This is a genomic window from Protofrankia sp. CiT1, assembly GCF_917627335.1.
In the GTDB taxonomy this organism is placed as follows: Bacteria; Actinomycetota; Actinomycetes; order Frankiales; family Frankiaceae; genus Protofrankia.
Genome location: NZ_CAKJTP010000001.1, coordinates 69,919 through 94,592 on the forward strand (window position 1 = coordinate 69,919; position 24,674 = coordinate 94,592).

At 68.9% G+C, this 24,674-nt stretch carries 25 protein-coding genes; 8 read left to right on the forward strand and 17 right to left on the reverse strand.

Translation table 11 applies throughout. The features are described 5' to 3' along the window. The 3 genes from MJ785_RS00295 to MJ785_RS00305 form a co-directional block, all read left to right on the forward strand. On the forward strand, positions 1 to 1,157 hold a 1,157-nt coding region (locus tag MJ785_RS00295), incomplete at its 5' end, for a glycosyltransferase family 2 protein (protein ID WP_239379861.1). Between the two features lie 90 nt (positions 1,158 to 1,247). Next, positions 1,248 to 1,478 carry a ribbon-helix-helix domain-containing protein gene (locus MJ785_RS00300; protein WP_239308069.1) on the forward strand — a complete coding sequence of 77 codons (231 nt, stop codon included), beginning with the start codon at positions 1,248 to 1,250 and terminating at the stop codon, positions 1,476 to 1,478. Continuing rightward, positions 1,465 to 1,812: a type II toxin-antitoxin system PemK/MazF family toxin gene (locus tag MJ785_RS00305; RefSeq protein WP_239308068.1), complete on the forward strand. Its 348-nt coding sequence runs from the start codon at positions 1,465 to 1,467 to the stop codon at positions 1,810 to 1,812. Before MJ785_RS00300 ends, MJ785_RS00305 begins: the two co-directional genes overlap by 14 nt. A 69-nt stretch (positions 1,813 to 1,881) precedes the next feature. Here the strand turns inward: MJ785_RS00305 and MJ785_RS00310 are convergent, their stop codons facing one another. From MJ785_RS00310 to MJ785_RS00335, 6 genes are all read right to left on the reverse strand, one after another. After that, the gene (locus tag MJ785_RS00310) at positions 1,882 to 2,184 is read right to left on the reverse strand and encodes a lycopene cyclase domain-containing protein (RefSeq protein WP_239308067.1); all 303 of its coding nucleotides are present in this window, start codon (positions 2,182 to 2,184) and stop codon (positions 1,882 to 1,884) included. Next, entirely contained in the window at positions 2,181 to 2,543 is a 363-nt protein-coding gene (locus MJ785_RS00315; RefSeq protein WP_239308066.1) for a lycopene cyclase domain-containing protein, read from the reverse strand. The genes MJ785_RS00310 and MJ785_RS00315 overlap by 4 nt, the downstream gene beginning before the upstream one ends. A gap of 15 nt (positions 2,544 to 2,558) precedes the next feature. Further along, positions 2,559 to 3,245 carry a thiamine phosphate synthase gene (locus tag MJ785_RS00320; RefSeq protein WP_239308065.1) on the reverse strand — a complete coding sequence of 229 codons (687 nt, stop codon included), beginning with the start codon at positions 3,243 to 3,245 and terminating at the stop codon, positions 2,559 to 2,561. A gap of 143 nt (positions 3,246 to 3,388) precedes the next feature. After that, on the reverse strand, positions 3,389 to 3,712 hold the full coding sequence (locus MJ785_RS00325) for an Rv2175c family DNA-binding protein (RefSeq protein WP_239308079.1): 324 nt from the start codon (positions 3,710 to 3,712) through the stop codon (positions 3,389 to 3,391). Positions 3,713 to 3,744: 32 nt separating this feature from the next. After that, entirely contained in the window at positions 3,745 to 5,337 is a 1,593-nt protein-coding gene (locus MJ785_RS00330; RefSeq protein WP_239377197.1) for a Gfo/Idh/MocA family protein, read from the reverse strand. Between the two features lie 111 nt (positions 5,338 to 5,448). Beyond that, positions 5,449 to 6,633, reverse strand: a complete 1,185-nt coding sequence (locus tag MJ785_RS00335) for an NAD(P)/FAD-dependent oxidoreductase (RefSeq protein ID WP_239308078.1) — start codon at positions 6,631 to 6,633, stop codon at positions 5,449 to 5,451. Positions 6,634 to 6,874: 241 nt separating this feature from the next. Here MJ785_RS00335 and pknB point away from each other — a divergent pair, with 241 nt between their 5' ends. Together pknB and MJ785_RS00345 are read left to right on the forward strand one after the other, a co-directional pair. Continuing rightward, on the forward strand, positions 6,875 to 8,848 hold the full coding sequence (pknB, locus tag MJ785_RS00340) for a Stk1 family PASTA domain-containing Ser/Thr kinase (protein WP_370651402.1): 1,974 nt from the start codon (positions 6,875 to 6,877) through the stop codon (positions 8,846 to 8,848). A 292-nt stretch (positions 8,849 to 9,140) separates the two neighbouring features. Then, positions 9,141 to 10,211, forward strand: a complete 1,071-nt coding sequence (locus MJ785_RS00345; protein WP_239379862.1) for a DUF5667 domain-containing protein — start codon at positions 9,141 to 9,143, stop codon at positions 10,209 to 10,211. A gap of 55 nt (positions 10,212 to 10,266) precedes the next feature. On the opposite strand, the gene MJ785_RS00350 is transcribed toward MJ785_RS00345, so the two are convergent. The 5 genes from MJ785_RS00350 to MJ785_RS00370 all read right to left on the reverse strand — a co-directional run bounded on the left by MJ785_RS00350 (position 10,267) and on the right by MJ785_RS00370 (position 15,999). Continuing rightward, positions 10,267 to 11,655 (reverse strand): class II 3-deoxy-7-phosphoheptulonate synthase, encoded by a 1,389-nt coding sequence (locus tag MJ785_RS00350; protein WP_239308061.1) that lies wholly within the window; start codon positions 11,653 to 11,655, stop codon positions 10,267 to 10,269. Positions 11,656 to 11,749: 94 nt separating this feature from the next. Continuing rightward, positions 11,750 to 12,775 carry a 6-phosphofructokinase gene (locus tag MJ785_RS00355; protein WP_308127772.1) on the reverse strand — a complete coding sequence of 342 codons (1,026 nt, stop codon included), beginning with the start codon at positions 12,773 to 12,775 and terminating at the stop codon, positions 11,750 to 11,752. A 213-nt stretch (positions 12,776 to 12,988) separates the two neighbouring features. After that, entirely contained in the window at positions 12,989 to 13,558 is a 570-nt protein-coding gene (locus MJ785_RS00360) for a polyadenylate-specific 3'-exoribonuclease AS (RefSeq protein WP_239379864.1), read from the reverse strand. Positions 13,559 to 13,580: 22 nt separating this feature from the next. Further along, the gene (locus MJ785_RS00365) at positions 13,581 to 14,996 is read right to left on the reverse strand and encodes a hypothetical protein (protein ID WP_239379865.1); all 1,416 of its coding nucleotides are present in this window, start codon (positions 14,994 to 14,996) and stop codon (positions 13,581 to 13,583) included. A 151-nt stretch (positions 14,997 to 15,147) separates the two neighbouring features. Beyond that, on the reverse strand, positions 15,148 to 15,999 hold the full coding sequence (locus MJ785_RS00370; RefSeq protein ID WP_239308057.1) for a 1-acyl-sn-glycerol-3-phosphate acyltransferase: 852 nt from the start codon (positions 15,997 to 15,999) through the stop codon (positions 15,148 to 15,150). A 369-nt stretch (positions 16,000 to 16,368) separates the two neighbouring features. Between MJ785_RS00370 and MJ785_RS00375 the strand changes: the two genes are divergently transcribed. From MJ785_RS00375 to MJ785_RS00385, 3 genes are read left to right on the forward strand one after another with little or no spacing between them, the layout of a single operon-like run. Next, entirely contained in the window at positions 16,369 to 17,166 is a 798-nt protein-coding gene (locus MJ785_RS00375; protein WP_370652664.1) for an alpha/beta hydrolase, read from the forward strand. A gap of 3 nt (positions 17,167 to 17,169) precedes the next feature. Further along, positions 17,170 to 17,850 carry a hypothetical protein gene (locus MJ785_RS00380; RefSeq protein WP_239379866.1) on the forward strand — a complete coding sequence of 227 codons (681 nt, stop codon included), beginning with the start codon at positions 17,170 to 17,172 and terminating at the stop codon, positions 17,848 to 17,850. 55 nt (positions 17,851 to 17,905) lie between these two features. Further along, positions 17,906 to 19,177 (forward strand): TIGR00300 family protein, encoded by a 1,272-nt coding sequence (locus MJ785_RS00385; RefSeq protein ID WP_239308054.1) that lies wholly within the window; start codon positions 17,906 to 17,908, stop codon positions 19,175 to 19,177. A gap of 38 nt (positions 19,178 to 19,215) precedes the next feature. Here MJ785_RS00385 and MJ785_RS00390 read toward each other — a convergent pair whose 3' ends face one another. The 6 genes from MJ785_RS00390 to MJ785_RS00415 all read right to left on the reverse strand — a co-directional run bounded on the left by MJ785_RS00390 (position 19,216) and on the right by MJ785_RS00415 (position 24,603). Beyond that, complete coding sequence (locus MJ785_RS00390; protein WP_239308053.1) at positions 19,216 to 20,205, reverse strand: ROK family glucokinase; 990 nt, start codon at positions 20,203 to 20,205, stop codon at positions 19,216 to 19,218. After that, entirely contained in the window at positions 20,202 to 20,708 is a 507-nt protein-coding gene (locus MJ785_RS00395) for a hypothetical protein (RefSeq protein ID WP_239308052.1), read from the reverse strand. Before MJ785_RS00395 ends, MJ785_RS00390 begins: the two co-directional genes overlap by 4 nt. After that, entirely contained in the window at positions 20,705 to 21,907 is a 1,203-nt protein-coding gene (locus MJ785_RS00400) for an ArsA family ATPase (RefSeq protein ID WP_239308051.1), read from the reverse strand. The genes MJ785_RS00395 and MJ785_RS00400 overlap by 4 nt, the downstream gene beginning before the upstream one ends. A gap of 6 nt (positions 21,908 to 21,913) precedes the next feature. Then, complete coding sequence (locus MJ785_RS00405; RefSeq protein WP_239308050.1) at positions 21,914 to 22,348, reverse strand: SRPBCC family protein; 435 nt, start codon at positions 22,346 to 22,348, stop codon at positions 21,914 to 21,916. A gap of 219 nt (positions 22,349 to 22,567) precedes the next feature. Continuing rightward, positions 22,568 to 23,335 carry a metallophosphoesterase gene (locus tag MJ785_RS00410; protein WP_239347165.1) on the reverse strand — a complete coding sequence of 256 codons (768 nt, stop codon included), beginning with the start codon at positions 23,333 to 23,335 and terminating at the stop codon, positions 22,568 to 22,570. Positions 23,336 to 23,475: 140 nt separating this feature from the next. Beyond that, on the reverse strand, positions 23,476 to 24,603 hold the full coding sequence (locus tag MJ785_RS00415) for a glycosyltransferase family 4 protein (protein WP_305039860.1): 1,128 nt from the start codon (positions 24,601 to 24,603) through the stop codon (positions 23,476 to 23,478). Positions 24,604 to 24,674: the final 71 nt, after the last annotated feature.

Genomic DNA, 24,674 nt, shown 5'->3' on the forward strand with positions numbered 1-24,674 from the left:
AACGCGACGCCGACCAACGACGAGCCCACCGGCACTCCGAGCAACAACGGACGGGGGACAGCATGGCCGTCGACGTCTCAATCCTGATCATTTCTTACAACACCCGCACGCTCACCGCGGCCTGCCTGGACTCGCTGCACGCGGCACCGGACACCGTGAGCACCGAGGTGCTCGTCGTCGACAACGCTTCCAGCGACGACACCGTCGCCGTGCTCAAGGAGCGCTACCCGTGGGTGCGGCTGATCGAACAGCCGACCAACCTCGGCTTCGCCCGCGCGGTCAACATCGCGGCGAGCGCCGCCACCGGCCGCTACGTGCTGCTCCTCAACTCCGACACGGTCGTCATCGACGACGCGGTGGGCCGCCTCGTCGCCTTCGCCGAGAAGCATCCACATCACGGCGTGTACGGGGGACGCACGCTGGCCCCCGACCGGGCTCTCGACCCCAGCTCCTGTTGGGGCGCGCCGACGCTGTGGAGCCACCTGTGCTTCGGCCTCGGCCTGACCACCGCGCGGCGCGGCTCGCGGCTGTTCGACCCCGAGGCACTCGGCGGATGGCAGCGCGACAACGTCGCCTCCGTCGGGGTGGTGACCGGCTGCCTGCTGCTGGTGCGCCGGGACCGGTTCACCCAGCTCGGCGGGCTCGACCCGCGGTACTTCATGTACGGCGAGGACGTCGACTTCTCCCTTCGGGCCCGAGCCGCCGGCTACGACCCGGTGATCACGCCGGAAGCGACTGTGGTCCACCACAGCGGTGCGTCGTCGTCCCAGCACGCGGACAAGACGATCCTCACGCTGACCGGCAAGACCACCCTCGCCCGGACCCATCGCACCGGTTGGCAGCGCACCTTCTGCCTGGCGATGCTCGCGCTGGGCGTGGCGCTGCGGGCCGGCCTCGGCGTGGCAGCCACCCGCGCCGGCCGCGGCACCACCGGCAACCAGGGCAGCTGGCGGGCGGTCTGGCAGGCCCGCGCACGCTGGTGGCCCGGCTACCCTCCCTACCCGGCGGACGCCCCGGGCCACCTGACCACCGAGGACTCGCCTGCCGGGCTCCCCGGTTCCATGGAACAAAACGGCAGCTCAGCACAGGCTGACACGGCAGAACCGGCCGACGCCGTGGCAGCCGCGCCGGCCAAAGCCACCGAGCCAGCTGGCTGACGCGGGCCTTGGGTGGTGGCCGGCCGAGACCCGGCCGCCACCCATCGATGCGGTAGGCACAGGGGTAGCACAATGGGTAGCATCAAAAGTATGAAGATCAGCGTTAGTCTGCCGGACGACGATGTGCGCTTCATCGACGAGTTCAGTGCCGCAAGCAGCATCCCGTCACGCTCCGCGGTAATCCACCAGGCTGTTGGCCTGCTGCGGGCGGCCAGCATCGAAACCGCCTACACCGCGGCCTGGGACGAGTGGGCCGCCACTAGTGACGCCGGGCTCTGGGATGCCACCACGGCGGACGAACTCGCCGATGCGTCGCGGTGACATCTACTGGGTCAGCCTGGAACCAGCCCGGGGAGCAGAAGCGAACAAGACCCGCCCCGCGGTGATCGTGAGTAATGACGCCGCCAACCGCGCGGCCGGGCGTGCCGGGCGCGGTGTGGTCACCGTCGTACCCATCACGTCCAGCACCGATCGGGTGTTCCCGTTCCAGGTCCTGCTCAAAGCCGCTGAGTGCGGGCTCGCGGTCGATTCAAAAGCTCAGGCCGAGCAGGTACGAGCCGTGGCCGCGGACCGGCTCGGCAACCGGATCGCAGAGGTCCCGCCCGCGACGATGGCCGCGCTGGACAACGCCTTGCGGCTGCACCTCGCGCTCTGAGGCGATCGCCTGCCTGCACGTCCGCTCGCGCTCACCTGCACTCGCTTGTGGCCGGTGCGCTGACCACGGTCACCGACGTTGCAGCCGGCGCCCCCAGAAGACCCACCAGGACAGTGTCTGGGTAACCAGCGCGAACCCGAAGAGAAGATCCTCGACCGGCGCATAGGCGAACCTGCGGCCGATGATCGCATTCGGGTCGTACGTGACAATCGCCAGGCCGGTCAGGACACCATTCGTCATCAACTGAAAGACGACGATGACGGCATAGGCAGCCCAGAAGGCTTTGCGGGCAAGCACTCTGGTCCGCAGCACCGCGAAGTCGATCAGGACAGTGGCGGCAACGCCGACGACGGCGAGAAAGGTATAGCTCACTGCTCCTCCCCCACCAGCCCGCCGTCCACCGCCGGCTCGTCGCCCACCGGCCAGCCCGTGACCGCGCGGACGGCCTCCAGCGTCAGCACCGCGCAGACCGGCACCACCAGGAAGAACAGCAGCTCCTCCAAGGGGAGACGGCCGACCAGCAGTACCCCGGTCAGCTGGCCGCGGTCATAGCCCCAGTGCCGGCGAGAGATCGCGTAGAAGTCCCAGCCGGCGAACACGGCGACCACCGGCAGCAATGTCAGCACCAGCCGCAGTGGACGCGCGTACACCCGCGTACGTAGGAATACCTCCAACGGCGCCGTACCGACGAGGCAGGCCGCCAGGACGGCGAGGTAGCTCAGGTGCCGCACCGCTTGTCGGGTGAGTCAGGCCGCGCGGAGCCGGCCGCTCAAGGCGGCCGCGGCGGCACCCGGATCGGCGGCCTCGGTGATGCCCCGGACGACGACGACCCGCCGGGCGCCGGTGTCAAGGACCTCGTCGAGGGTTGTCCCGTCCACCCCGCCGGTGACGAACCACGGCTTGGCCCCGAGCGCGAACGGCGGAGCGAGCCGGGCGGCCAGACGTGGCAGCTCCAGCCCGACCGGGGCCCGCCCTTGTTTGGTGGGGGTCGCCCGCACCGGCCCGACACAGAAGTAGTCCACGTCGGGATCTTCTATCGCGGCAGTGAGCTGATCAATATCATGAGTGGACTGCCCGATCAGCACGTCCGGACCGAGCAGCTGACGGGCCAGCTGGGGCGGGATATCGCACTGCCCCACGTGCAGCACGTCCACCCCGGTGAAGGCGGCGAGATCGGCCCGATCGTTGGCGCTCACCAGCGCGCCACGCCCCTGGGCGATCTCGCGCGTCGCGGCAAGCCCAGCGGCCTCGGGCTGCCACTCCAGACCCTTTTCACGCAGCTGGACGACGTCCACCCCGGCGGCGAGGACATCGTCGAGAAACTCGGGAAACGCCGGCCGGAGCCCGGTACACAGGTAGAGCCGGGCATCGGCAAGCCGCACCAGCCGCGCCTCGGCCGTACGAGATACCAGCGCATCAGAATCCCGCACCATACCCATGACCTTACGTGTGACATACCCGGCGGCACAGCATACCCGCCACGACCGGGCCCGCCTAGCCGCTTCTCATTCGCGCGGATCAACGGCCGCGGCGACCAGCCACGACCAGCGGCGGCCGGACGGTCCTTACAAGAGCCTTAAAAAGCCAGTGCCTGGGCCCGGCGTTTGACCTCCCGGCCGCGGTTCTCCGTCAGCGCCCGCACCGGGGTACCGGGCAGGGTCGGGTCGTCCCGGAAGAGCCAGCCCATCGACTCCTCGTCGGAAAACCCCGCATCCGCCAGCACTGTCAGCAGGCCGGGCAGACCTTTGATGACCGCTCCGTCGACGATGAAATCGGCAGGCACCCGTAGGACACCCCCGGAGCGTACGGCCAGCAGCTTACGGTCTCGCACCATCTGACGCACCCGCGTGATGGGCACCCCGAGCCGGTCAGCGACATCGGGCAGGGTCAGCCAATCCACGGTCAAAGTAAACACCGGGCAACAGCTCTTGGTCACGCCGGGGGGATGGGAGCCGCGCCGGCAGCCGCCGATCGGGTGGCCGCCTCCATCACGGCCACCACCCGCCGGGCCGTCTCCACCAGGTACGGCATCGGCCAGCCCGACACCAGGCGGTCTGCCAGCTCGCTGTGGAAAACCGAGGGGGTGGGCGGCGGAAACGCCAGCCGGGTCCGGCTCCCGTCCCCGGTGACCAGGTTCAGCGGGCCGGGAAAAGCGTCAAGCGCCCGCTCGGAATGCCGCCCGGACCGGGCGCTGGGCCCCGCCAGCTCCACCGCGGTCTCGCTGATAATCGAAGCCGTACTACCAACGACGTGGAACCTCGGCAACGCCACCGCGGCGAGGTCGGAAATCGTGACCTGAGCTTCGGCGCCATCGGCGAAGTGGAGCAGGACCCGGGTGTGGTCAGCGTTGCTGACGTGGTGCCAGACCCGCTTGTGCGTGGTTGCCGACACCCACTCGACAGGTTCGGTGAGCAGGTCGAGGACCCAGTCCAGATGGGCGAAGCCACGGTCGTAGATGACACCGCCGCTCACCCTGGTGTCGTCATGCCAGGTACCGGCGGGACGCGCGAATGCGCCCTGGAAGGTCTCCAGCCACAGCACGTCGCCGACCGCGCCCGACCGCACCGCGGCCCGCAGCGCCCGGTAACCGGGGTCGTCATGCTGGTCGGCGTGCACGGCCAGGACGAGCCCCCGCTCGGCCGCGGCGGAGATGAGATCATCAGCTTCCTGGGTGGACAGGCAGAACGGCTCCTCGACCACGACGTGCTTCCCGGCCTCCAGCGCCCGCATGGCCCACTCGGCGTGGGTATGCGTCGGCGTGGCGACGATGACGAGGCCCACGTCATGATCACTCACCAGCTCGGCTGGATTGGCGATCCGGCGGGCACCGCGATCGCCGCCACGAGCCGGCGGGCGGGATCCCCCGTCGCAGACCGCGGCCATCTCCAGGCCTTCGGTCGCCTCGACGGCCAGGTGATGGATGGCGGCGGAGTCGGCCGTACCGAGCAGCCCCACCCGTACCGGCGGCGCGTCAAGGACCCCCAGGGCATGGCGCAGCCACCGGCCGATCAGTCGGTGGTAGGCCGGATCAGCCAGCGTGCGGTCGCTCGAGCCGACCGTGAACATGCCGAGGCCTGTCGACGGGCGCCAGGTGCACACCGGATGGTCCGCGAGCTCGTGGCGAACCATCAGCAGCTGCTGCACGTCATCGGCGATCTTGTCGGAAACGACCCACTGGTCGACCGGGCGGAAGGCGCCGATCCGTGCGGTGAACTCACCGCCGTCCGGCCCCGGGATCAGCCGGAGCTCGTGGACCGGCGTCACTCTCCCGGGCAGCAGCCCCAACGCCTCGACCAGCGGGCTGTCCGGCGGCAGTGAGCGCAGCGTGGGACCGGCGAGCAACACGGGGACGGACTGCCGCGCACGGTCCAGCACGTCCTGCTCAACATCGTCGAGGGGACGGTCAATGAGCACGAGAAGCGCGTCCGCGGATCGTGCGGACGTGGGCCCAAGCCCGGCGCCCCGCAGGTGGTCGCCGAGAACGCTCGCGCCGGGCAGGTTCGAGACCAGGTGAATGCGGGGCACCCAGGCACTGTAGTAATCGTCTCACCAGCATCCCGACAGGGGGCTGCCCGGAAACAGCGGCGACTCATGACCGTTCAGCCCAACAGCGTGGCTCAGCCCGGCCAACACGGGTCAGCCCAACGGCACCGACACGTCCGCGAACCCGGCCGGATCGATCGACACGCCGGTCAGCATCATGCGCCGGCCACGCACGGCGTCAGCTGGGCGGCCGACCGCGACCACCCCCGTCAGCTGGCCGGCATCGTCGAACCAGCCAGCTGACCAGCCCTTGGGCTGGCTCGGGTCACCCCGCCAGACCGGCTTCGTGCCGGCCGGGCGGCGGCCCACAAATTGGATCATGCGTCCGAACTGCTCCGACCAGAAGTAGGGCACCGGGTCATAGACCGGGGCGTCCGCCAGTGGTGCGCCCGCGGCCGTACACAGCAGGGTGGCGGCGGCGACAACGGGTGACCGCTGGGCACAGTCCCAGTGTTCGACCCGCATCCGTGCCGAGTAGCGCCGTGACCACCACGCGGCGCTGTCACCCACACAGACGACCGGTGTGGACCACTCGGCGGCAAGGTGCTCATCCACGACGACCCCGCGGTCGAGCGCGATCCCGCAGCCGGCGAGCCAGCCGGTGGCCGGCCGCACCCCGATGCCTACCACGATCTCGTCCGCGGGCAGCCGCTCCCCGCCGACGAGATCAAGCCCGTCCGGCCGGACGGCACGCACCGATGTACCCAGCCGTAACGCCACGCCGGCCTGGGCATACCAGTCGATCATGCGGGCGCCGACCGCCTCCCCCAGCGCCTGCGCCAGCGGAACGCTCGCGGCCTCGACGACGGTCACCGCCGCCCCCGCGGCCGCGGCGGTCGTCGCCACCTCCGCGCCGATCCAGCCCGCTCCGACCACCGCCAGCCGAAGGCCGGGACGCAGGACGGCCCGTAACGCGCGAGCGTCGTCGATGGTGCGCAGGACGCGCTGCGGCCCGTCCCCGGGCAACCGCACCGGGTCGGCTCCGGTGGCGATAACCAGCCCGTCGCAATCAAGCGGACCGCGATCGGTCTCGACGATCCCCGGCCGCAGCCCGGTAGCGCGCCGGCCGAGCAGCAGCTCGGCATCGATCTGGCCAAGGGGCAACGCGGTGTCGTCACGACGCCCGGCGAGCACGGCCTTCGACAGCGGCGGCCGGTCGTAGGGGACGTGCTCCTCCGCGCCGAGCAGGGCCAGCGCCCCGGTGTAGCCGGCAGCCCGCAGCTCCTGACAGGTACGCAGCCCCGCGAGCCCCGCGCCCACAACCACGATCCGCTTCATGCCAGCGAGGGTAGCCGGTGGCGACTGCGGCATATCCGCGTTTCACACCCGGCTCTCAGAGCGTGTTTGAGATCGTCATTCCGGCTCGCCGTGCCCAGGCGCCCCCTGGCTGCGTTGTCAGCCGAACCGATACAACTCATCCGGTATCGCTTCGGCCTCCCGCCTTGCCAGGGGGCGCCTGGACGCGGCTCACTGATCGAAAGCCCGATCTCAAACACGCTCCTACGACCGGATGCCCGCGGTGGCAGCGCTCGATCGTAAGCTGTGCGATATGGACGCGACCGTCGCAGACCCCGTCATCGGACGGTTACTGGACGGGCGCTACACCGCGCAGGAACGCATTGCCGTGGGCGGGATGGCGACGGTCTACGTCGCTCACGACAACCGGCTTGACCGGCTGGTCGCTCTCAAGGTCATGCATCCGGCCCTCGCCCACGACCAGGACTTCATCCGGCGCTTCCACCAGGAGGCGACCGCCGCGGCCCGGCTGAACACTCCGCGCGCGGTCTCCATCCTCGACCAGGGCAGTGATCACGGCCCCCACGGGAATGTGACCTACCTGGTGATGGAGCTTGTGCGGGGCCAGACTCTGCGCCAGTATATCGGCAGCCGCGGCCGGCTGTCCCCGACCGATGCCGTCGAGATCATCGAGCCGGTCCTCGAAGCTCTCACCGCGGCCCATGAGGCCGGGATCATACATCGCGACATCAAGCCGGAGAACATCCTCCTGGGCAACGACGGCCAGGTGAAGGTCGCGGACTTCGGGCTCGCCCGGCCCCTCAGCCAGTCAACCTACGCCATGACACAAGGTGTGGTGATGGGAACGGTCGGCTATCTGGCGCCGGAACAGGTCAGCGACGGATCGGCCGACACCCGCAGTGACATCTACGCCGCCGGGGTCGTGCTCTACGAGATGCTGACCGGGCAGTTGCCCCACACCGGCAGCACCCCGATGTCAGTGGCTTACCAGGCGGTCCACGGCGAGGTTCCCGCGCCATCCACCGTCGTGCCGGGTATCCCCGCCGCGCTGGACACGCTCGTGCTGCGCGCCACGGCACGCGACCCGAACCAACGGCCACCCGACGGCGGCGCCATGTTGGACGAGCTACGCCAGCTCGCGGCGTACCTGCCGGAGCCCGGTCAGGACTCCGGCCAGCCCGCCGATTACGTCGGCGGTGCCCACTGGGGGCTGCCGGCAGCCAGCCGGTCGCGAGCAACCACCGGCTACGAACTGGCTGGCGGGGAACCACACGGTCTCGAGCCGCGCTATCGGCCACAGCCGCGTTGGTCACGCGGCCGGCTCGCCGCGATAGCGATCGTCTCCCTCATCGCCCTGCTCGGGGGGCTTGCGGCGATGAAGGTGCTGGCCGGGCCGGGCACGGTGCGGGTTCCCCCGCTGGTCGGTCTCGACCGGGCCACGGCCGAACGCCGGCTCACCGACGCCGGGCTGCTCGCGGCCTTCGACGATCCCGCCACCAGCGACACGTTTGCCGAGGGCAAGGTCATGGAGCAGGCTCCGGCCGCTGCCGCCGAGGTGAAGCCCAACAGCACGGTGCGGATACGCCTCAGCCTGGGCAAGGCGAAGGTCCGGGTACCCGACGTCGCCACCCTGACGGTGGCCGAAGCCCAGAGCCGGCTCACCCGTCAGCAGCTCAACGTGGCGGCCGTGTCACGCCAGGAGGCCAGCGACACGATCGTGGCCGGCAACGTGATCAGAACAGACCCGGTCGCGGGCACCGAGCTCGCCCAGAGCGCCCAGGTAACGCTGGTCGTCAGCACCGGTCCGGCCACCCTCGTGCTGCCCAACGTCATCCAGCAGCCCTTCGAGCAGGCCCGGAATCAGCTCCAGGCCATCGGCCTCAAAGTCATCGCTCAGAACATCAACGACGACACCGTCCCCGTCAACAGCGTCGTACGTACCTCCCCTGATCCAGGACAGCAGGTCAATCGCGGCTCCACGGTCACGTTGTTCGTCTCCCAGGGCCCCGCCGACAACGGGGGCAACGGCAACGGCGGGGGTGGCGACGGCCAGCTGGTCCAGGTTCCCGATGTTGTCGGGCTCAGGTACCCGGCCGCCGCCCGGGAACTGCAGCGCGCCGGGCTGAAGGCCGAGCGCGACGGGTTCGGCCTCTTCGGTGACACCGTCAAGAGCATGAACCCGCCCGCCGGCAGCACGGTCGACCGGGGCACCAAGGTGACCCTCACAGTGGGATAGTGCGGATGACTATCTGGCGATCGTTCAGAATGGGTGTATCCCCGGGTGTACCGGCCCACCCGGACGAATCACCATGGGCGGCGAGGGCGAGATACGTGCCCACGCGGGGTGTTCCCCGTCACCATGGGACCGGACGGTGTATACGGGTGCCGATCAGCGCCTGGACGGCGCACCGTACAGGGGGAACAGGGGGACGTCCGTGGGAGTGCCACTCACTCGGCGGCGAGCGGAACACTTCGACCGGTTAACGGACGGTCGACAGCCCGTCGTCGGCTCACGCGACCGCGCCAGGATGGATGTCGTCAGCGCGCTGCGAGCGGTTGAACAGGTATCGCCGCGGGAGGAGTTCCGCGCGTCCCTGCGCGCCCTGCTGTGCGCGGAAACCTCGGACACCTGGCTGCTGAGCAGCGAGCTACCGGCCGCGGCGCTCCCGGCTAGCGAGCTCCCGGCTACCGAGCTCCTGACCAGCGCCGGGCGTACTCCCGCGCGCGGCTCCCGCGCGCGGGTCTGCGTCCGCCCGGCCCTGATCGGTGCCCTCGCCACCTCGGTCGTGGTGACGGGCATCGCGGTCAACACCGATCGGGCGCTTCCCGGTGAGCCTTTCTACGGGCTCAAGCTCCGAGTCGAGCAGATCCAGCTCGATCTCACCAACAGCCGGGTGGAAAAAGCCAAGGTCCATCTCGACATTGCCCGGACCAGGCTCGGGGAGATCCGCACCATCATGGACGACGGGCTGCTCCCGAGGAGGACCACCGAGGTTCGCGCTCTCCTCACGGCCTGGCGCAACGAGGCGTCGGCCGGTGGGGAGGTGCTGGTCGCCGAGGCCCGCAGCGGCAGCGATGACGCGTTGCGCACGGTCCGGGATTTCACCACCGACCAGTCCCGAGATCTGCGCGCGCTGCTCGACGGCCTGCCCGGCGGTCTGCTGCGCACGATGGCCTCCGCCGCTCTTGACTACGTGCATGGTGTGAACGACACCGTCACCGCCGTAATCGCGACGCCGTCGCGTGGGAGCGCCCCGCAGGCCGCTCCCACCCAGGCGGACGGTTCGCGCACCCGGCAGCCGGCCCGCCAGGACACGGACGGGACGCCGCCGATGAGCCCGTCCCCCACACCGGTCTCCGGCGCGGGTGTCCCGACAACCCCCAGCGCACCGAGCACGGTCACTACCGATCTCCCGGCGGTGAGCCCCACCAGCCCGGCTACCACCGGACAGCCCGCGAACACCAGCACCGCGACCGCAACCACCACCCCGGCCACCGGGGCATCGCGGACGCCGAGCGCGCCACCGACCGAGAGCGATCCCGCTGTCGATCCCGAGGGCATCGTGGCGGGTCTGCTGGACTCCGCCGACCCGGGCTGACCCAGCCAGCTCCCGCGATCAGCTCCGCCACGCCCGCTGGATCGACAAAGATGATCTATGTTGCCCCGGTGGATCTGGCAGGCGCTACCCGGGCGCTGGCAGGCGCCACCCCGGAGGCGCCCTGCTGAAGCATCTCAGCGACGAGGAAGGCCAGCTCCAAGGCTTGGCCGGTGTTGAGACGCGGATCGCATGCGGTCTCGTACCGACCGGCGAGATCGGCCTCACCGATCTGTTCGCCACCACCGAGGCACTCCGTCACGTTGTCACCGGTGAGCTCGATATGCACGCCGCCAGGATGGGTGCCCAGCGACTTATGGACCTCGAAGAAACCGAACACCTCGTCGAGGACATCGTCGAAGTGCCGGGTCTTCACCCCGTTCACGTCACGGGTGTTGCCGTGCATGGGATCGCACGACCACACCACAGGATGCCCGGCGGAGTTGACCTTCTCGATAATCGCGGGAAGCACCTCGCGGACACGGCCCGCTCCCATCCGGGTGATGACCGTGAAACGGCCTGGGATGTGCTCAGGGTCAAGCCGATCGACCAACGCGAGGACGTCGTCCGGGGATGCGTTCGGGCCCACCTTGCACCCGATGGGGTTGCCGACCCGGGACATCAGGTCCACATGCGCGCCATCGAGATGACGGGTACGTTCACCGATCCAGAGCATGTGCGCGGAGAGATCGTAGACAGCGCCGCTCGCCTCCTCTGTCCGGGTCAGCGCCCGCTCGTACTCCAGCAGGAGCGCCTCATGGCTCGTGAACAGCTCGACGCCGTGCAGGCTGGGCGCACGTTCGGGACTGATGCCGCAGGCCGCCATGAACGACAACGCCCGCTCGATGTCGGTGGCCATGAGCTCGTACCGGCGCCCAGCCGCGGAGTCCCGCACGAACGTCTTGTTCCACTCGTGCACCTTCGACAGATCGGCGAATCCGCCGGTGGCGAAGGAGCGGATGAGGTTCAGCGCGACCGCGCTGGCATGGTAGGCATCCACCAGTCTGCGGGCGTCGGGCCGGCGGGCCGAGGCCGTCGCGGCGATGCCGTTGACCGCGTCACCGCGGTAGGACGGCAGCCCCGTGCTCGCCTCGATGTCGGCTGACCGCGGCTTCGCATACTGACCGGCTATCCGGGCGACCTTCACCACCGGCACGCTCGCGCCGTAGGTAAGCACAACCGCCATCTGCAGCAGCGTTTTCACCTTGTCACGAATCTTGTCGGCGGTGTTCGCGGCAAAGGTTTCCGCGCAGTCGCCGCCCTGGAGCAAAAACGCCTCGCCCCGGGCGACCGACCCCAGCCGTTCGGTCAGCACCCGAATTTCCGGCGCGGTGACCAACGGCGGGAGGATCGCCAACCGGTCACGGGCCGCGGCCAGTTCCACCGGGTCGGGCCAGCTCGGCTGTTGCTTGGCCGGCAGGGTCCGCCAGACATCCAGTTCGTCCACAGTGTAATAGGCTACGGCGTAAAGATTTGATCATGCATCACCGCAGCCGTGCCGTGCCTCGGCCGTGTCGGCTCCGCCGTGTCCCAGCCATGTCTCAGCCGAAGAACACCTCCGCCTCGGTGTAGAGCTCCTCGGGGACCAGCTTGAGCTGACGGGTCGCCTCCGTCAGCGGTACCCGCTCGATCCGGGTTCCGCGCAGAGCGACCATCGTGCCCCAGGCGCCGTCATACACGGCGTCAATGGCATGCAGGCCGAAACGGGTCGCAAGCCAGCGGTCGAACGCCGTTGGTGTACCGCCCCGCTGCACATGGCCGAGTACGGTGGCGCGGGACTCGCGCCCGGTACGGCCACGGATCTCGGTCTCCAGGACGGACGCGATTCCCTGCAGCCGGACATGTCCAAAGGCATCAAGTTCGCCCTCCTTGACCACCAGGCTGCCGGCCACCGGGCTCGCGCCCTCGGCCACCACGATGATCGGCGCATAGTGCGAGGCAAAACGGTGCTCGACGAAGGCGCAGACCTTGTCGATGTCGAACGGCCGTTCCGGGATGAGGATCACGTTGGCGCCGGCCGCCATCCCGCTGTGCAGGGCGATCCAGCCGGCGTGCCTGCCCATGACCTCGACGATGAGGACCCGGTGGTGGCTCTCGGCGGTGGTGTGCAGCCGGTCGATGGCCTCCATCGCGATGTTCACCGCCGTATCGAACCCGAAGGTGTAATCGGTGGCCGACAGATCGTTGTCGATGGTCTTGGGAACCCCGACAATCGGAATGCCCTCGGCGTGCAGCCGGGCGGCGACGCCGAGGGTGTCCTCGCCCCCGACGGCGACAAGGGCGTCGATCCCCAGGCTGTTGATTGTCTGCCGGATGCGATCCGCCCCGTCATTCACCTTGTAGGGATTTGTGCGGCTGGAACCGAGAATCGTCCCACCGCGCGGAAGAATCCCCCGGACCGCAGCTACGCCAAGCGGCACCGTCGAATTTTCCAGAAGACCGCGCCAGCCGTCCCGGAAACCCACGAAAGAATATCCATAGATATCCACTCCCTTACGGACAACCGCCCGTATGACCGCGTTCAGTCCTGGGCAGTCCCCACCGCCTGTCAGTACGCCGACCCGCACGACCGCACCCCTTTTCGCCACCTTGACGCCTTGACGACTTGCCTTGATGACCCGCATCGAGCCCATCAGGGCGGAGCGTAGTCGTGGCGGAGCGTTCCAGGAACAGAACCGGCATCCGTGGCGCGAAAATCCGGTTGAACAAAAACCAAAAGATCATAGTTCCGCTCGCACGGCCGGGCCGGCGGCCCGGAAGAACCGCCGGAAGAGGCGCTCCTATCCGGCGGCTTCCGCGGCTTCCGCGGCTTCCGCGGCTTCCGCGGCTTCCGCGGCCAACGATGACGCGGCTGCCCGCAACGGCGCCAGCACACGCCAGCGGGCCAGGTTGTGCCGGGCGTCGGCGAGGGCGTCATGGGCGTCGTGGGGCGGCCGCGGCAGCGGTGGCCGGCCGACCTCCTCCCAGAGCTGGCGCAGGTCACGGGTGAACCGGGGGAAAGGACGGGGAAGATCGGTCATTGTGCCGAAAAGCTGACAAAGCACCACATGGTCATAAGCGGCGTACCAGGCCCACAGCTCCGGCGGCCCGTCGACACCGAGGAACTCGGCGATGTCCGAACGGATCCGCGACCGCGACCGCCAGCACGGATCGGCCGGCGGCGGAAGTTTGTCCAGCACGTTGCGCCGCACCCACGGCACCGCGAAGGCTGGATCGAACTCAGTGGACACAGCGTAGTATTCTCTGGCGCCGTCCTCACTGACGATCCCGATGCTCACCAGATCCAGCCAGTGGTGGCCGGCTTCGGAACGTTCGATGAACTCGGTGTCATAAAGATATCGGGTGCCCACCCGTCCAGTTTGCCTGCCCACGTCAGGGAAAGCGCCGGCTGCCGGCGACAGCCGCCCGTCCGCCGCGGCCGCGGCGCATTCTCCACCGCAGACCGCCCAGGACCGACGCCATTCCCACGGCGCCAGCCAGCGGCAGTGCCCACAGCGCCATGCCGCCAGTCTGGCCGCCTCCCGTGCCGCCAGCCTGGCCGGTGGCACGGGAGGCGGCTCTGTCCGTCCGCATGGCGCCGTCCACGGCCTGCCCTCCGGCGGGAGGCGCCGTTGGCCGCGCGGTGACCCCTGGGCAGGGGTCACCAGCCACCGGCGCGGCCACCGGTGGTTCCCGCCCGGCGGCCGCGGGTTCGACCCTGACGTCCACCCGGGCGGCTCGGGCATCGGTGACCAGGCAGAGCACACCCGCGCCGGGAGCGGACACCACCGTCGCCCCGTTCGCCCGGACCACGTAACCGTCAGGGTAGACGCGCGTGGGAACACGGATCTGGGTCGCGGCCCCACCGCTGAAGGCACCTCCGCCGGCCGGCACCGGTACGTAGGACAGTGTCAGCAGCCGCCCCGACGGACTGTAGGTGAAGCCGACCGGTACACCGGCCACCGCGGCCGGATAGGGCCTGGCGACGGCACCGAGCGTGGTGTCGTTCAGCGGCCGGTCGAAGAACCATCCGAGCTGGGTCGCGTCGGCGGCCGACACCAGCCGCAGCACGGTCGCGGGATCGCCGGCGGCCCACCCGACCAGCAGCGCGGCCTCGTCGTTGGTCACGACACTCGCGGCCGCGTCGAACGGGGCGATGCTCTGCCGCCACAGCAGATGGTGGGCATCGGTGTCCCGGACCGCTCCGTTGAGCGCGGGTGAACCGGCCGGGGCAACGAGCTCGAAGCCGACCAGCCCGGCGACATCGTGGAAGCGGCCAGCCACCCGCCGTAGGCCAGCGGCGAATGCCTCATCACCGGCTCGCACCGCGGCGGCGGTCGGCACAATCTGGATCATGACTCGCAGTCCCCGACCGACGACGGCATCGACAGCCGTGGCAAGCTGCTCAAGCCCGGGATCGGAGCCATCGGCGGCCGCCCGAGCCGGCATGCCAGCGTGGCTGGAGCTGCTGGAGCTGCTGGAGCTGCTGGAACTGCTGGAACTGCCAGCGAACGTCCCGTCGGTGTCCATCCGCACGCCGATACTCACCGCGTTGAAGCCCTCGGCCGCCCACTGCCCAGCGGTGGCGGTGTCAACGACAGCCCCTGGAGGGACCGAGGGACCGTGCAGGAACAGCACACGGCCTTCAAGATCAACAATAAAGCGGCCCGCGCGCAGCACGGTGCCGGCGGGCGGGCCACCCGCCGCGATCGCGGTCAGCGCCAGGCCCGTCGGTTCCGCGCCGCGCGCGGGCTGAGCCCCGAGCGCCGAGACAACGCCGGCCGTCGCCGCTACCGTGGTGACAGCCACGGTCACACCCGTTGTGATCAGCCGTCCCAGGCCGCGCCGCCCCGCCGCGAAACGCCCGGTCGGCCGGTGTTCGTTCCAGCGCGGCCTCGGCGCTCTGGGGGCCCCCGATGAGTACACGCCGACCATCCTGCCGTGCCCACCGCGCGAGCCGTCAGCCTGCCTGGCGGGTATCCGTCCCGTCCGCGGCGTCGCGGCTGTCGCGGTCCCCGGCAATCCCGCCATGAGCGCCCGCGGCCCGAGACACCGCGGCAGCCTGGCGATCGTGCGTCCGCCCGGCGGGACCCGGAGTTCCCGTACCCCCGGCCGCCTCGACCGCGGCCTCACGCGCGGCGGCAATCTCAACCTTGGCACGCTGGGCGTACACGTCGACGTACTCCTGGCCTGACAGCACCATAAGCTCGTACATGATCTGGTCAGTCATGGAGCGCAGCACAAAACGATCATCCGCTGTTCCCTCGTACCGGCTGAAGTCGAGGGGACGGCCGATCCGAATACCGACGCGGCGGATCCGGGGAATCACCTTCCCCTGCGGCTGCACCTCGAAAGTACCGATCATCGCGATCGGGATCACTGGAACCTTCGATTCCAGCGCCATCCGAGCGACGCCGATTTTACCACGGTACAGCCGCCCGTCGGGCGACCGGGTGCCCTCCGGATAGATGCCCAGCAGTTTGCCGTGCTGCAACACCCTGACCCCGGTTCGTAGCGCCGCGTCACTCGCGGCCCCGCCGCTGCGGTCAATAGGGAGCTGCCCCGCGCCGCTGAAGAACACCCGCTTGAGCCAGCCCTTGATCCCCGGCGCGGTGAAGTAGTCGCTTTTAGCCAGAAAGGTGACCCGGCGCGGCACGACCAGCGGGAGAAAGAAGTGGTCCGCGAAGGACAGATGATTACCCGCAAGGATGGCGGGACCCCGCTCCGGGATGTTTTCCAGCCCCTCCACCCAGGGCCGCCAGAAGAGTCGCAGGAAGGGGGTGAGAAATGCCTTGACGACCCAGTAAAACACGTCAGCTCCCGGTGTGGTCGTCCACCAAATATTCGCCGGACACACCCGCGCACGGTGGCCGGAATAACCCTATGTATCCCCGCTGGTGGCGTCCACCGGCAGGTGCCGAACCATGCCAGCGTGTCGCCGCCGTCACAAGCGCCTCGCCGCGACCACCTCCGCTGCCTCCCACCCGCGAGCACCGGCTCGGAGCCCATGCACGGGGCCGCCGGCAACGGGCGCGCCGCCTCGAGCGGCACACTGAGCATGGCCTGTCTCTCCCGGGCGTGCGAGCATGCTGCAAAACCGGTTTGCGTGACGATGACGGAGAAGCCATCCGCCCCCACGGGGGGCGAACGGTCCCGCGCATCTGACGAGAGGGCGGAAACCATGGGGAGCGGACCGCGGAGTTCGGTCATGCCGGGCGCTGAGCCCTTCGAGCTCGGCGGTGGTGGCACCGGCGTGCTGCTGGTCCACGGATTCACAGGCACACCGCACAGCATGCGCCCATGGGGCGAGTTCCTCGCGGAGGCCGGCCTGACAGTGTGCTGTCCGCTGCTGCCGGGCCACGGCACCCGCTGGCAGGACATGAACGCCACAACCTGGCAGGACTGGTTCGGCGCGGCGGACGCCGCGTTCACGCGGCTCCGGGAACGCTGCGAGACTGTTTTCGTCATGGGGCTGTCCATGGGTGGAACGCTGACCTTGCGTCTCGCGGAGGTACACGGCTCAGCTGTGGCCGGCGCGGTCACCGTCAACCCGAGTCTCGGCACCGATCGGAAGATTTCAGTACTCGCCCCGCTGCTCTCTCGCATCATACCGGCTGTGCCGGGGGTGGCCAGCGACATCAAAGCCCACGGCGAGCGGGAGATCGCCTATCAGCGCGTGCCGCTGCGGGCCTACGTCTCCCTGTCCCACCTGTGGCGGGTGACAGTCGCGGAACTGGGACGCATCGTGTGCCCCGTGCTGACCTTCCGCAGCCGCGTCGACCACGTCGTCGAGGCCTCGTCCGGGCAGATCCTGCTGGCTGGAGCGGCATCGTGCACCGTCTCCGAACGTGTCCTGGAGGACAGCTATCACGTGGCGACGCTGGACAACGATCGCCAAACAATCTTCGAGGAAAGTCGTGAGTTCATCCGTACCCACGCGCTGCCGCAGGCCCAGGCCTCCGGGCCGCTCTCGGGCTGAGCCATGACCGACATGACACCCGGCGACCGAAAAGATTCCGATCACGGCTCGGGCCAGCGGGCGCGGCATGATGCCGAGGGCAACCGCCGCGACGGGGGCGAGGGTGGCGGCCGGGGCGAGCCGACGGGTGGGCCCGCCCAGACGTACGACGCACGCCAGTACGGCCCCGCACCCGCGCACGGCACTTCAGACCGGGAGCCGGCACCTGGCGATTTCCCGGCTGACGCGACGGCGGACGACAGTTCCGCGCTCCGGGCGCCAGCGCCGGCCGCTGCCCTGAGCGACAACGCGGCGGAGTGGGACGCGGCGTTCGCCGCGCTGGTCGCCCGCCTGACCGACGGGACAGCTGGCAGCGGGACAGCTGGCAGTGGCCCCACCTACGGCCCCGACTACGTGCCGGCCGCCGATCAGGTGGCGGGCGCTTACGGACAGTCCGATCACTACGAACCACCACCACCGCCGCCGGTACCACGGATGCGTCCTGTCACGCGGTGGGCATTGTGCTCCCTCGCGCTCGGCCTTGGAATCCTGCTCGTACCAGCGGTGGCCGGCATCAGGCAGGGCACGGGTCATGACATTGCCGGAGTCGTGCTTGTGCTGGGCGGAGTCGCCACACTGGTAGCACAGCTGGGGGATCGACCACCCACCGATTCCGACGATGGCGACGACGGCGCGGTCGTCTGAGCCCGGCTCCGGGTGGGCCTCGGCGCCAGAGCTACGGCATGGAAGGGGCTGCTGCGTGCGCTTTCACGAAACGGTCGAGATCCACGGTCACCTGATGGACACCGGGGTTCTCGCTCGTGTGCTCGATGACGTCCTGAGCTACGGGGGCGATTACGAGGTCGAAAGCATTGATCTCGGCAAGAGCCACGACGACGAGTCACACGCAAAGATCATCGTCGGAGCGGATTCAGCGAACCAGCTTTCCCGGATTCTCATGCACATCCAGGTGCATGGTGTCAACAGCGTGAGCTCTGACGAGGTGCTGCTACGGCCTGCCGAGCGCGACGGCGTCTTCCCCGCGGACTTCTACTCGACCAGCAATCTGGAGACCGTGGTCCATCTCGGCGGCCAGTGGGTGCCGGTGGAACATCCCGAGATGGACTGCGGCCTGGTCGTCTCCGGCGGGCGGGTCCGCACCATCCCGGTGTCCGAGGTCCGGGCCGGCAACATGATCGTGTGTGGAGTGTCCGGAGTGAAGACCGTGCTACCGGTCAGCGATCACTCGACCCGCATGTACGGAACCTTCCAGTCCCTGTCGTCGTCAACGACGTCGATGTCACCGCAGTACCAGGCGCTGCTGGTCCGCACGATCGCACGCCAGATCCGCGAGCTCAAGGCCGAGGGCTTCTCAGTCCTGTGGGTGGCCGGGCCGGCGGTCGTGCAGGCCGGCGCGGCTCCCGCCATGGTCGCTCTGGTCGAGGCGGGCTATGTGGACGTGTTGTTCTCCGGGAACGCGTTCGCCGCCCTCGACATCGAGGCGGCCCTCTACGGCACGGCGATCGGCAACGAGTCGGCCCGCGCCCACACCACTGAGCGTGGTCACGAACAGCGCATCCGGACGATCAACACGATCCGGGGCGCTGGTTCGATCACCACGGCGGTTGAGGACGGCATCCTCACCAGCGGGATCATGCATGCGATCGTCAAGGCCAACAAGAAGTTCGTCCTGGTCGGCTCGGTTCGCGATGACGGTCCGCTGCCTGACGTTCATACCGATGTGCTGGCCGGGCAGCGAGCCATGCGAGAGGCCCTGCACGGTGTCGGATTCGCCATGATGATCGCATCGATGCTGCACTCGGTGGCAACCGCGAACATCCTGCCCGCATCCATCCCGGTAGCCTGTGTCGACATCGACCCGAGCAACGTCACCAGGTTGGTCGACCGCGGGTTCGCCCAGGCTGTCGGTGTCGTCACCGACAGCGGCCTGTTCCTGGAACAGCTGGCTCAGGAACTGGTCGCGGACTACCCGTCCCGCTCCGGGACGGGGCCGCTGCCGGGGCCTGCCTGAACGACGGCTGGCACCCCACGGGGCGCGACGGCGGGAACTCAGTGTCGAGCCAGGTCCGCGGCACCGATGATCCCCGCTGGCGGCCCGAGTTCCGCCACGACTATCTCCGCCTCAGGACGGTATTCACGACCTGACAAATTGTTACGAAACTCCGCCCGCACCGAGCCGAGCAGAAGATCCCCTGCTTCCGCCACGCCGCCACCGACAACAAAACGGCCGGGATCAAGGATCGTGGCAAGGCTGGCCAGCCCCCGGCCCAGCCAGCTGCCGACCTCTTCGAAACACTTCACCGCGAGCGGATCGCCCTGCCGGGCGACATCAGTAATCATCGGACCTGTCAGGCAGGTCACATCGCCATCTGTCAGCTCCAGCAGCCGACGGCCGGCCGCGGGCGAAACCATTATCATTTCATGGGCGGTCCGGACCAGTGCGCGGCCGCTCGCGTACTGCTCGAAACATCCCTTGTTCCCGCAGCCGCACGGGTGGCCCCCGGGCACCATCTGCATGTGCCCGATCTCGGCACCGATGCCAGCGTGTCCCCGGTACAGCTTCCCGTCGAGCACGATCCCGCCGCCGATACCGGTCCCCACGGTGACGCACAGCAGGTCGTCATGGCCACGGCCGGCGCCGAACCGGTACTCCCCCCATGCCATCGCGTTCGCGTCGTTTTCGACGATCACCGGCAGCCCGATCCGGGCGCTGACCTCATCCCGCAGCGGTTCGTTCCGCCAGGCGAGGTTCGGCGCGAACAGGACGTGTGACCGTTCACGGTCGATCCAGCCGGCCGCTCCGATACCGACCGCCTCCACCGGACGAGGCGACACAGCGGCGCGCAGGTCATCGACTGCCGCGGCGATCGAGTCGGCCACCTCGGCCGGCTCCTTGGTAGGAGTCGGCCAGCGGACCGAGGCGAGGACCGCCCCGTTCCGGTCGACGACGCCCGCGGCAACCTTGGTTCCGCCGACATCCACACCGATCACCAGACCCGACTCTGGGTGGCTGTGCCCCAAGGCCGTTGCGGCAGTCATTCGACATCGATCCTCTGAACACGCGACCGGGGCCGCGGTCGCTCGGTCGTGCTCTCCTGCCTGTCTGTCCCAGCATGGCTGCCGGCGCTTCCGGGGACGTCGGAGACGGGAGCCGCAAGGGTCGCCCGCAGCGCCGCGGCAAGCGACGTCACGGCGGCGAACAGATGTACCGCCACCTCCGGCCGACCGGCGGCGACAGTCGCGACGAGCCGACACACCGGACACGCCTGGCAGGCCACGATCTGCGCCCCACCAGATCGATCGTCCTGCTGGCCCGCTGGAAAACCGGTATGGGCCTGGCTGCCGTCGCAGCCCGCGGTCCGCCCGAAAAACGGTCCGGTGCCGAATCCCGCCGCCGCACCATCATGATTATGATCCGCACCGCCCGCACCGCCCGCACCGCCCGCACCGGCGTGCGCCGCCGGCTCGGCAAGCAGGTCGCGCAGAGCCGCGGCCAGCAGGGCTGCCTCCCGCGCCAGCGGCCCAGCCGTGCTACGGGTCATGTGCGTACCCAGAAGTCCGGATTGGGCACAAAAGAGACCACCAGACGATCGTCTCGCAACACCGCGCCACGCACGTCGCAACGACGCAGCGCTGATGGCAGGCTGAACAGCCGTCGTTGCAGTCCGACGGACACCATCAGCTCGTCATCCCCGATCCGTGCAAGGTCGATCTCGGAGCGTTCCACGAACGGCAGGCTCAGCGAGAGCGAGAAGCCATCACCGGTGCGCTCGACGCGCAGCGCTTCGCTGCCGGTCAGTCCGCCACCGCCGAGAACAGCCACGGGGTCCAGGCCCGAGTAGGCGGCGGCGGCAAAAGCCGCCAGCTCCTCCAGACCGATCGGCTCACCAGCGCGGTAGGCCGCGCGCAGGACCGGGATCGGCGCGAAGGACACCTCGACGTCCAGCAGCTGCTCGCGGTGGACGGCCACCCACCCGGCCCGCCAGGCATCGGCACCGGCCTGGGTGTGCACCCGGTTAGCCACCACCGCGTCCACGCCGAAACCGTGCAACGCGAGCGCCGTCAACGCTCCGCGGGTCTGTCCCACCACCACGCTCTCCGGAGTCAGAACGAGCCGCACGCTCGATCGTGACGGGTCCAGGAGCACCTCCCGGACTTCGTTCATGATCTCTCGTAGCCGAGTGACGGCGCCCGTCAGCGGTTCCGTCACGTCGCCGCGCCCGAGTATGCGAGAGGTCGGGCGCAGCAGGTGGGCAATGCGGTAATCCACCGGGATCATCCGGCGCAGGTACCACGACAGCGTCTCGGGAAGCGTCAGCAGGCGCAGCAGCTGCGCGACCGGGCCGGTATCGAGCACGACGACGTCGTAGGCTCCGGACCTGATCTGATCAAGCAGCTGGAGCAGGGTGAGCACCTCCTCGGCACCGGGAAGCGGCATCAGCTCACCGGCGTCGATCGGTTCGGTTCCCGTCGCCTCCCACAGCCGCCCGAAGGAACCGCGAAGCACCTGCCACTGGTCCTCGAACGCCCGCTGGATGTCCACCTGCTGTGCGAACAGGCCGGACTCGATCTCAACAGGAACATCGGCCAGCGGATGATCCAGGACAGCCGCGAGGCCTCGCGCCGGATCCGCCGACATCACCAGCGTCCGGTTACCGCGCTGAGCCGCCAGAGTTGCCGTTGCCGCGGCGACCGTGGTTGTCCCGACGCCTCCCTTGCCGGAAAAGAGCACGCATCGCACGCGCTGTCAGCTCTCGAGATACTTTTTGAGATCCTTCAGCGCGGCGTCGACAACGCCGTTCTGGACCTTGCGCCGGAGCAGGCCAGGAATTTTGATCTTAAGTTCGACGGTCAGGTCGTAGGTGACCTCGGTCTTGCCATCACCAAGATCAAATAGAACATAACTGCCCTCCTGGGCAGTCATGTTGTGCCCCTCGACAAGCGTCCAGCTCACCGACTCGTTACCCGACCAGGTGTACTCGATGACGAATTCTTCCTTCGCCACCATCGCGTTGACCAGGAAGCGGCTCCGGCGAGGACGACCATCCGGCCCGACCTCGATGACCTCGGATCGTTCCACTGGCCCCGACCAGGTCGGATACGCCGCGGTGTCGGCAATCGCAGCCATCACCTCCGCGGGCTCGGCATTGATCGTAAGGGTGGCTCGGGCTTGATCCGCCATCGGTGACAGTGCCTCCACAAACTACCCGGGCATACCCGGCGTCGCTGACATACCGGTTGCCTGACATACCGGCTCTCCAGGTTCTCCAGGCCTCCCGGAACCCGGGAACCCCGACGCGAGAAGATTCACGATCAAGAAGTCTTCCACCCACTGGAAGCCAGGATAATCATCGTGACCGGTCGTCGAGGCTACCGGATGGCCCGCAGGCCCGTCCGACAGCTACCACTCCAGCACGAACGGCGTCCCTCGAGCGTTGAAATGGCCGACGTTCACGCACCGCGTTCGTCCGATCTCAAGAACCTCACGATAGGGCTGATGAACATGCCCAAAAAGCACATACCTGGGCTGAATTTCGTGAATAGCCTCCAGTACCGCCACACTGCCTCGCTCGTAACGCCGAGCAACCGTGTCGTACACGAGTTCGGGCAGGTGCGGCGGAACGTGACAGCACAGTACATCCACCACCCCGACAGCGGCGACCTTCGCGGCATAGATGTCATCGTCGATCTCGCAGGGAGTACGCATCGGAGTGCGCAGCCCCCCGCCCACGAAACCGAAACGCAGCCCGCCGATCTCAGCCACCTCACCGTCCAGGAGCGTGACCCCGTCGCGCAGGTAGTCCTGGTAAAGATGCGGAAGATCCACATTGCCGTAGGTCAGGAAGGTCGGCGCCGGAAAAGCGGCGAACACCTGTTCGTACTGCTTGCGGATCGCCGCTTCAATGATCTCCTGACGGTCGTCGCCCAGCGTCGCCCACAGACCTCGCGACCATTCGCGCGCCTCGTCAAAACGCTGCTCGGTCCTCAGTTTGATCATTTTTCCGACCGCCACCGGGCCGAACAGATCACCCATGATCCCCCGGCTGTGATCGCGGTAGTCCACGTAGAGAATGAGGTCGCCCAGGCAGACGAAGGCGTCCGCGTCCCTTCCCGCCGCGGCAAGCGCGTCGGCACGCCCATGGACGTCACTGACCACGTGTACCCTCATGCGCGGTAAGTCTAGGGACCGTGGGCTTCACAATCATGATGCTGCTCACAGGCCCGCAGACCCGCAGACCCGCCGCCATGACACGCCGGCCACGGGCATGTGCCCGCTCACGGGCTCGGGTCCAGACCGTGGCAAGGCCGCTACCCCGGGGAGGTAAGCAGGTCGTGCAGCCTGGCCGCGAGGATGTCCCAGCGCCACGATACCTCGACCCAGGCACGGCCGGCCGCACCCATCGCCCGCGCGCGCCCAGGATCGGCCAGCAGCCCACCGACAGCGTCGGTGACCCGTGCCAGGTCACCGCCATCGACCACGATGCCGGTCCGGCGGTCGAGCACCGCGTCCGGCGCTCCGCCGCTGCGCCCGGCCACCACCGGCAAACCCGTGGCGGACGCTTCCAGGTAGACAATACCGAGCCCCTCGACCTCCAGCCCCGCCAACCGCGTCCGGCACGGCATGGCGAACACGTCCCCGGCGGCGTAGTGGGCCGGCAGTTCCTCCCAGGGCACGGGACCGGTCATCACCACGTGCTTGTCGACCTCGGCCTCACGGGCGAGACGCGCCAGCGCCACTCGGTGTGCTCCCCCGCCGACCAGCAGAAGCGCGGCTCCGGGTACCCTGCGGCGCCAGGCCGGCAGGGCCTTGATCAACATATCCTGCCCCTTGCGCCGAACCAGCCGGCTCACGCACACGACAACCGGACGATCGGTCAGGCCGTGGCGCTTGCGGATGTCGTCGCGGCCCGCCCCCGGCCGGAAAAGCTCCGTGTCGACACCGCTGGGCAACCTGGCCAGGGCCGGATGGCGGCCGAAGGCCGACGCAAGGCGCACCTTGGTGTAGTCGGTGAGATAGGTCACAGCGTCGACCGACCGCCCGATCCTGCGCAGCACCTGACGGGGGCCTGGCAACGCCGCCCAGCCCACCTCATGGCCGTGCGTGCTCGCGATGATCCTGCGCACCCCCAGATCACGGCGCAGCCCCGTCGCGAGCAGGCCCAGCGGCGCGGCGGCCCCGAACCACACCGCATCGCAGCCGTGTGACCGGGCGACCTCCCGGGCGCGGCGAAGCACATCCGGGGTAGGCAGCATCAGCGAAGTCGGATGGCGCACCACCGGGAACGGCGCGGCCGCGTCGAAGGCGGCCGCCCCCTTCCAGGCGGGCGCGTACACGGTTACCGCTCCGCCGGGAAGACGGCTGGCAAAATTATGTATATAGGCTTGAATCCCACCCGGACGGGGCGGAAAATCGTTGGTCACAACAAGCACCCGCATCAGGCCATACTCCCCTGTTCCATCAACACCGCGGCGGCCGGCTCGAGCCCGGGCGTCCACACCGGTCAGCA

Coding starts and splice junctions, on each gene's coding strand:
- MJ785_RS00390 (WP_239308053.1), bottom strand. CDS start 20,205: ATGACTGCCGCAACGGCCTTGGGGCACAGCCACCCAGAGTCGGGTCTG.
- MJ785_RS00405 (WP_239308050.1), bottom strand. CDS start 22,348: ATGGCGGATCAAGCCCGAGCCACCCTTACGATCAATGCCGAGCCCGCG.
- MJ785_RS00380 (WP_239379866.1), top strand. CDS start 17,170: ATGACCGACATGACACCCGGCGACCGAAAAGATTCCGATCACGGCTCG.
- MJ785_RS00305 (WP_239308068.1), top strand. CDS start 1,465: ATGCGTCGCGGTGACATCTACTGGGTCAGCCTGGAACCAGCCCGGGGA.
- MJ785_RS00335 (WP_239308078.1), bottom strand. CDS start 6,633: ATGAAGCGGATCGTGGTTGTGGGCGCGGGGCTCGCGGGGCTGCGTACC.
- MJ785_RS00345 (WP_239379862.1), top strand. CDS start 9,141: ATGGATGTCGTCAGCGCGCTGCGAGCGGTTGAACAGGTATCGCCGCGG.
- MJ785_RS00375 (WP_370652664.1), top strand. CDS start 16,369: ATGGGGAGCGGACCGCGGAGTTCGGTCATGCCGGGCGCTGAGCCCTTC.
- MJ785_RS00410 (WP_239347165.1), bottom strand. CDS start 23,335: ATGAGGGTACACGTGGTCAGTGACGTCCATGGGCGTGCCGACGCGCTT.
- MJ785_RS00415 (WP_305039860.1), bottom strand. CDS start 24,603: ATGCGGGTGCTTGTTGTGACCAACGATTTTCCGCCCCGTCCGGGTGGG.
- MJ785_RS00320 (WP_239308065.1), bottom strand. CDS start 3,245: ATGGTGCGGGATTCTGATGCGCTGGTATCTCGTACGGCCGAGGCGCGG.
- MJ785_RS00395 (WP_239308052.1), bottom strand. CDS start 20,708: ATGACCCGTAGCACGGCTGGGCCGCTGGCGCGGGAGGCAGCCCTGCTG.
- MJ785_RS00300 (WP_239308069.1), top strand. CDS start 1,248: ATGAAGATCAGCGTTAGTCTGCCGGACGACGATGTGCGCTTCATCGAC.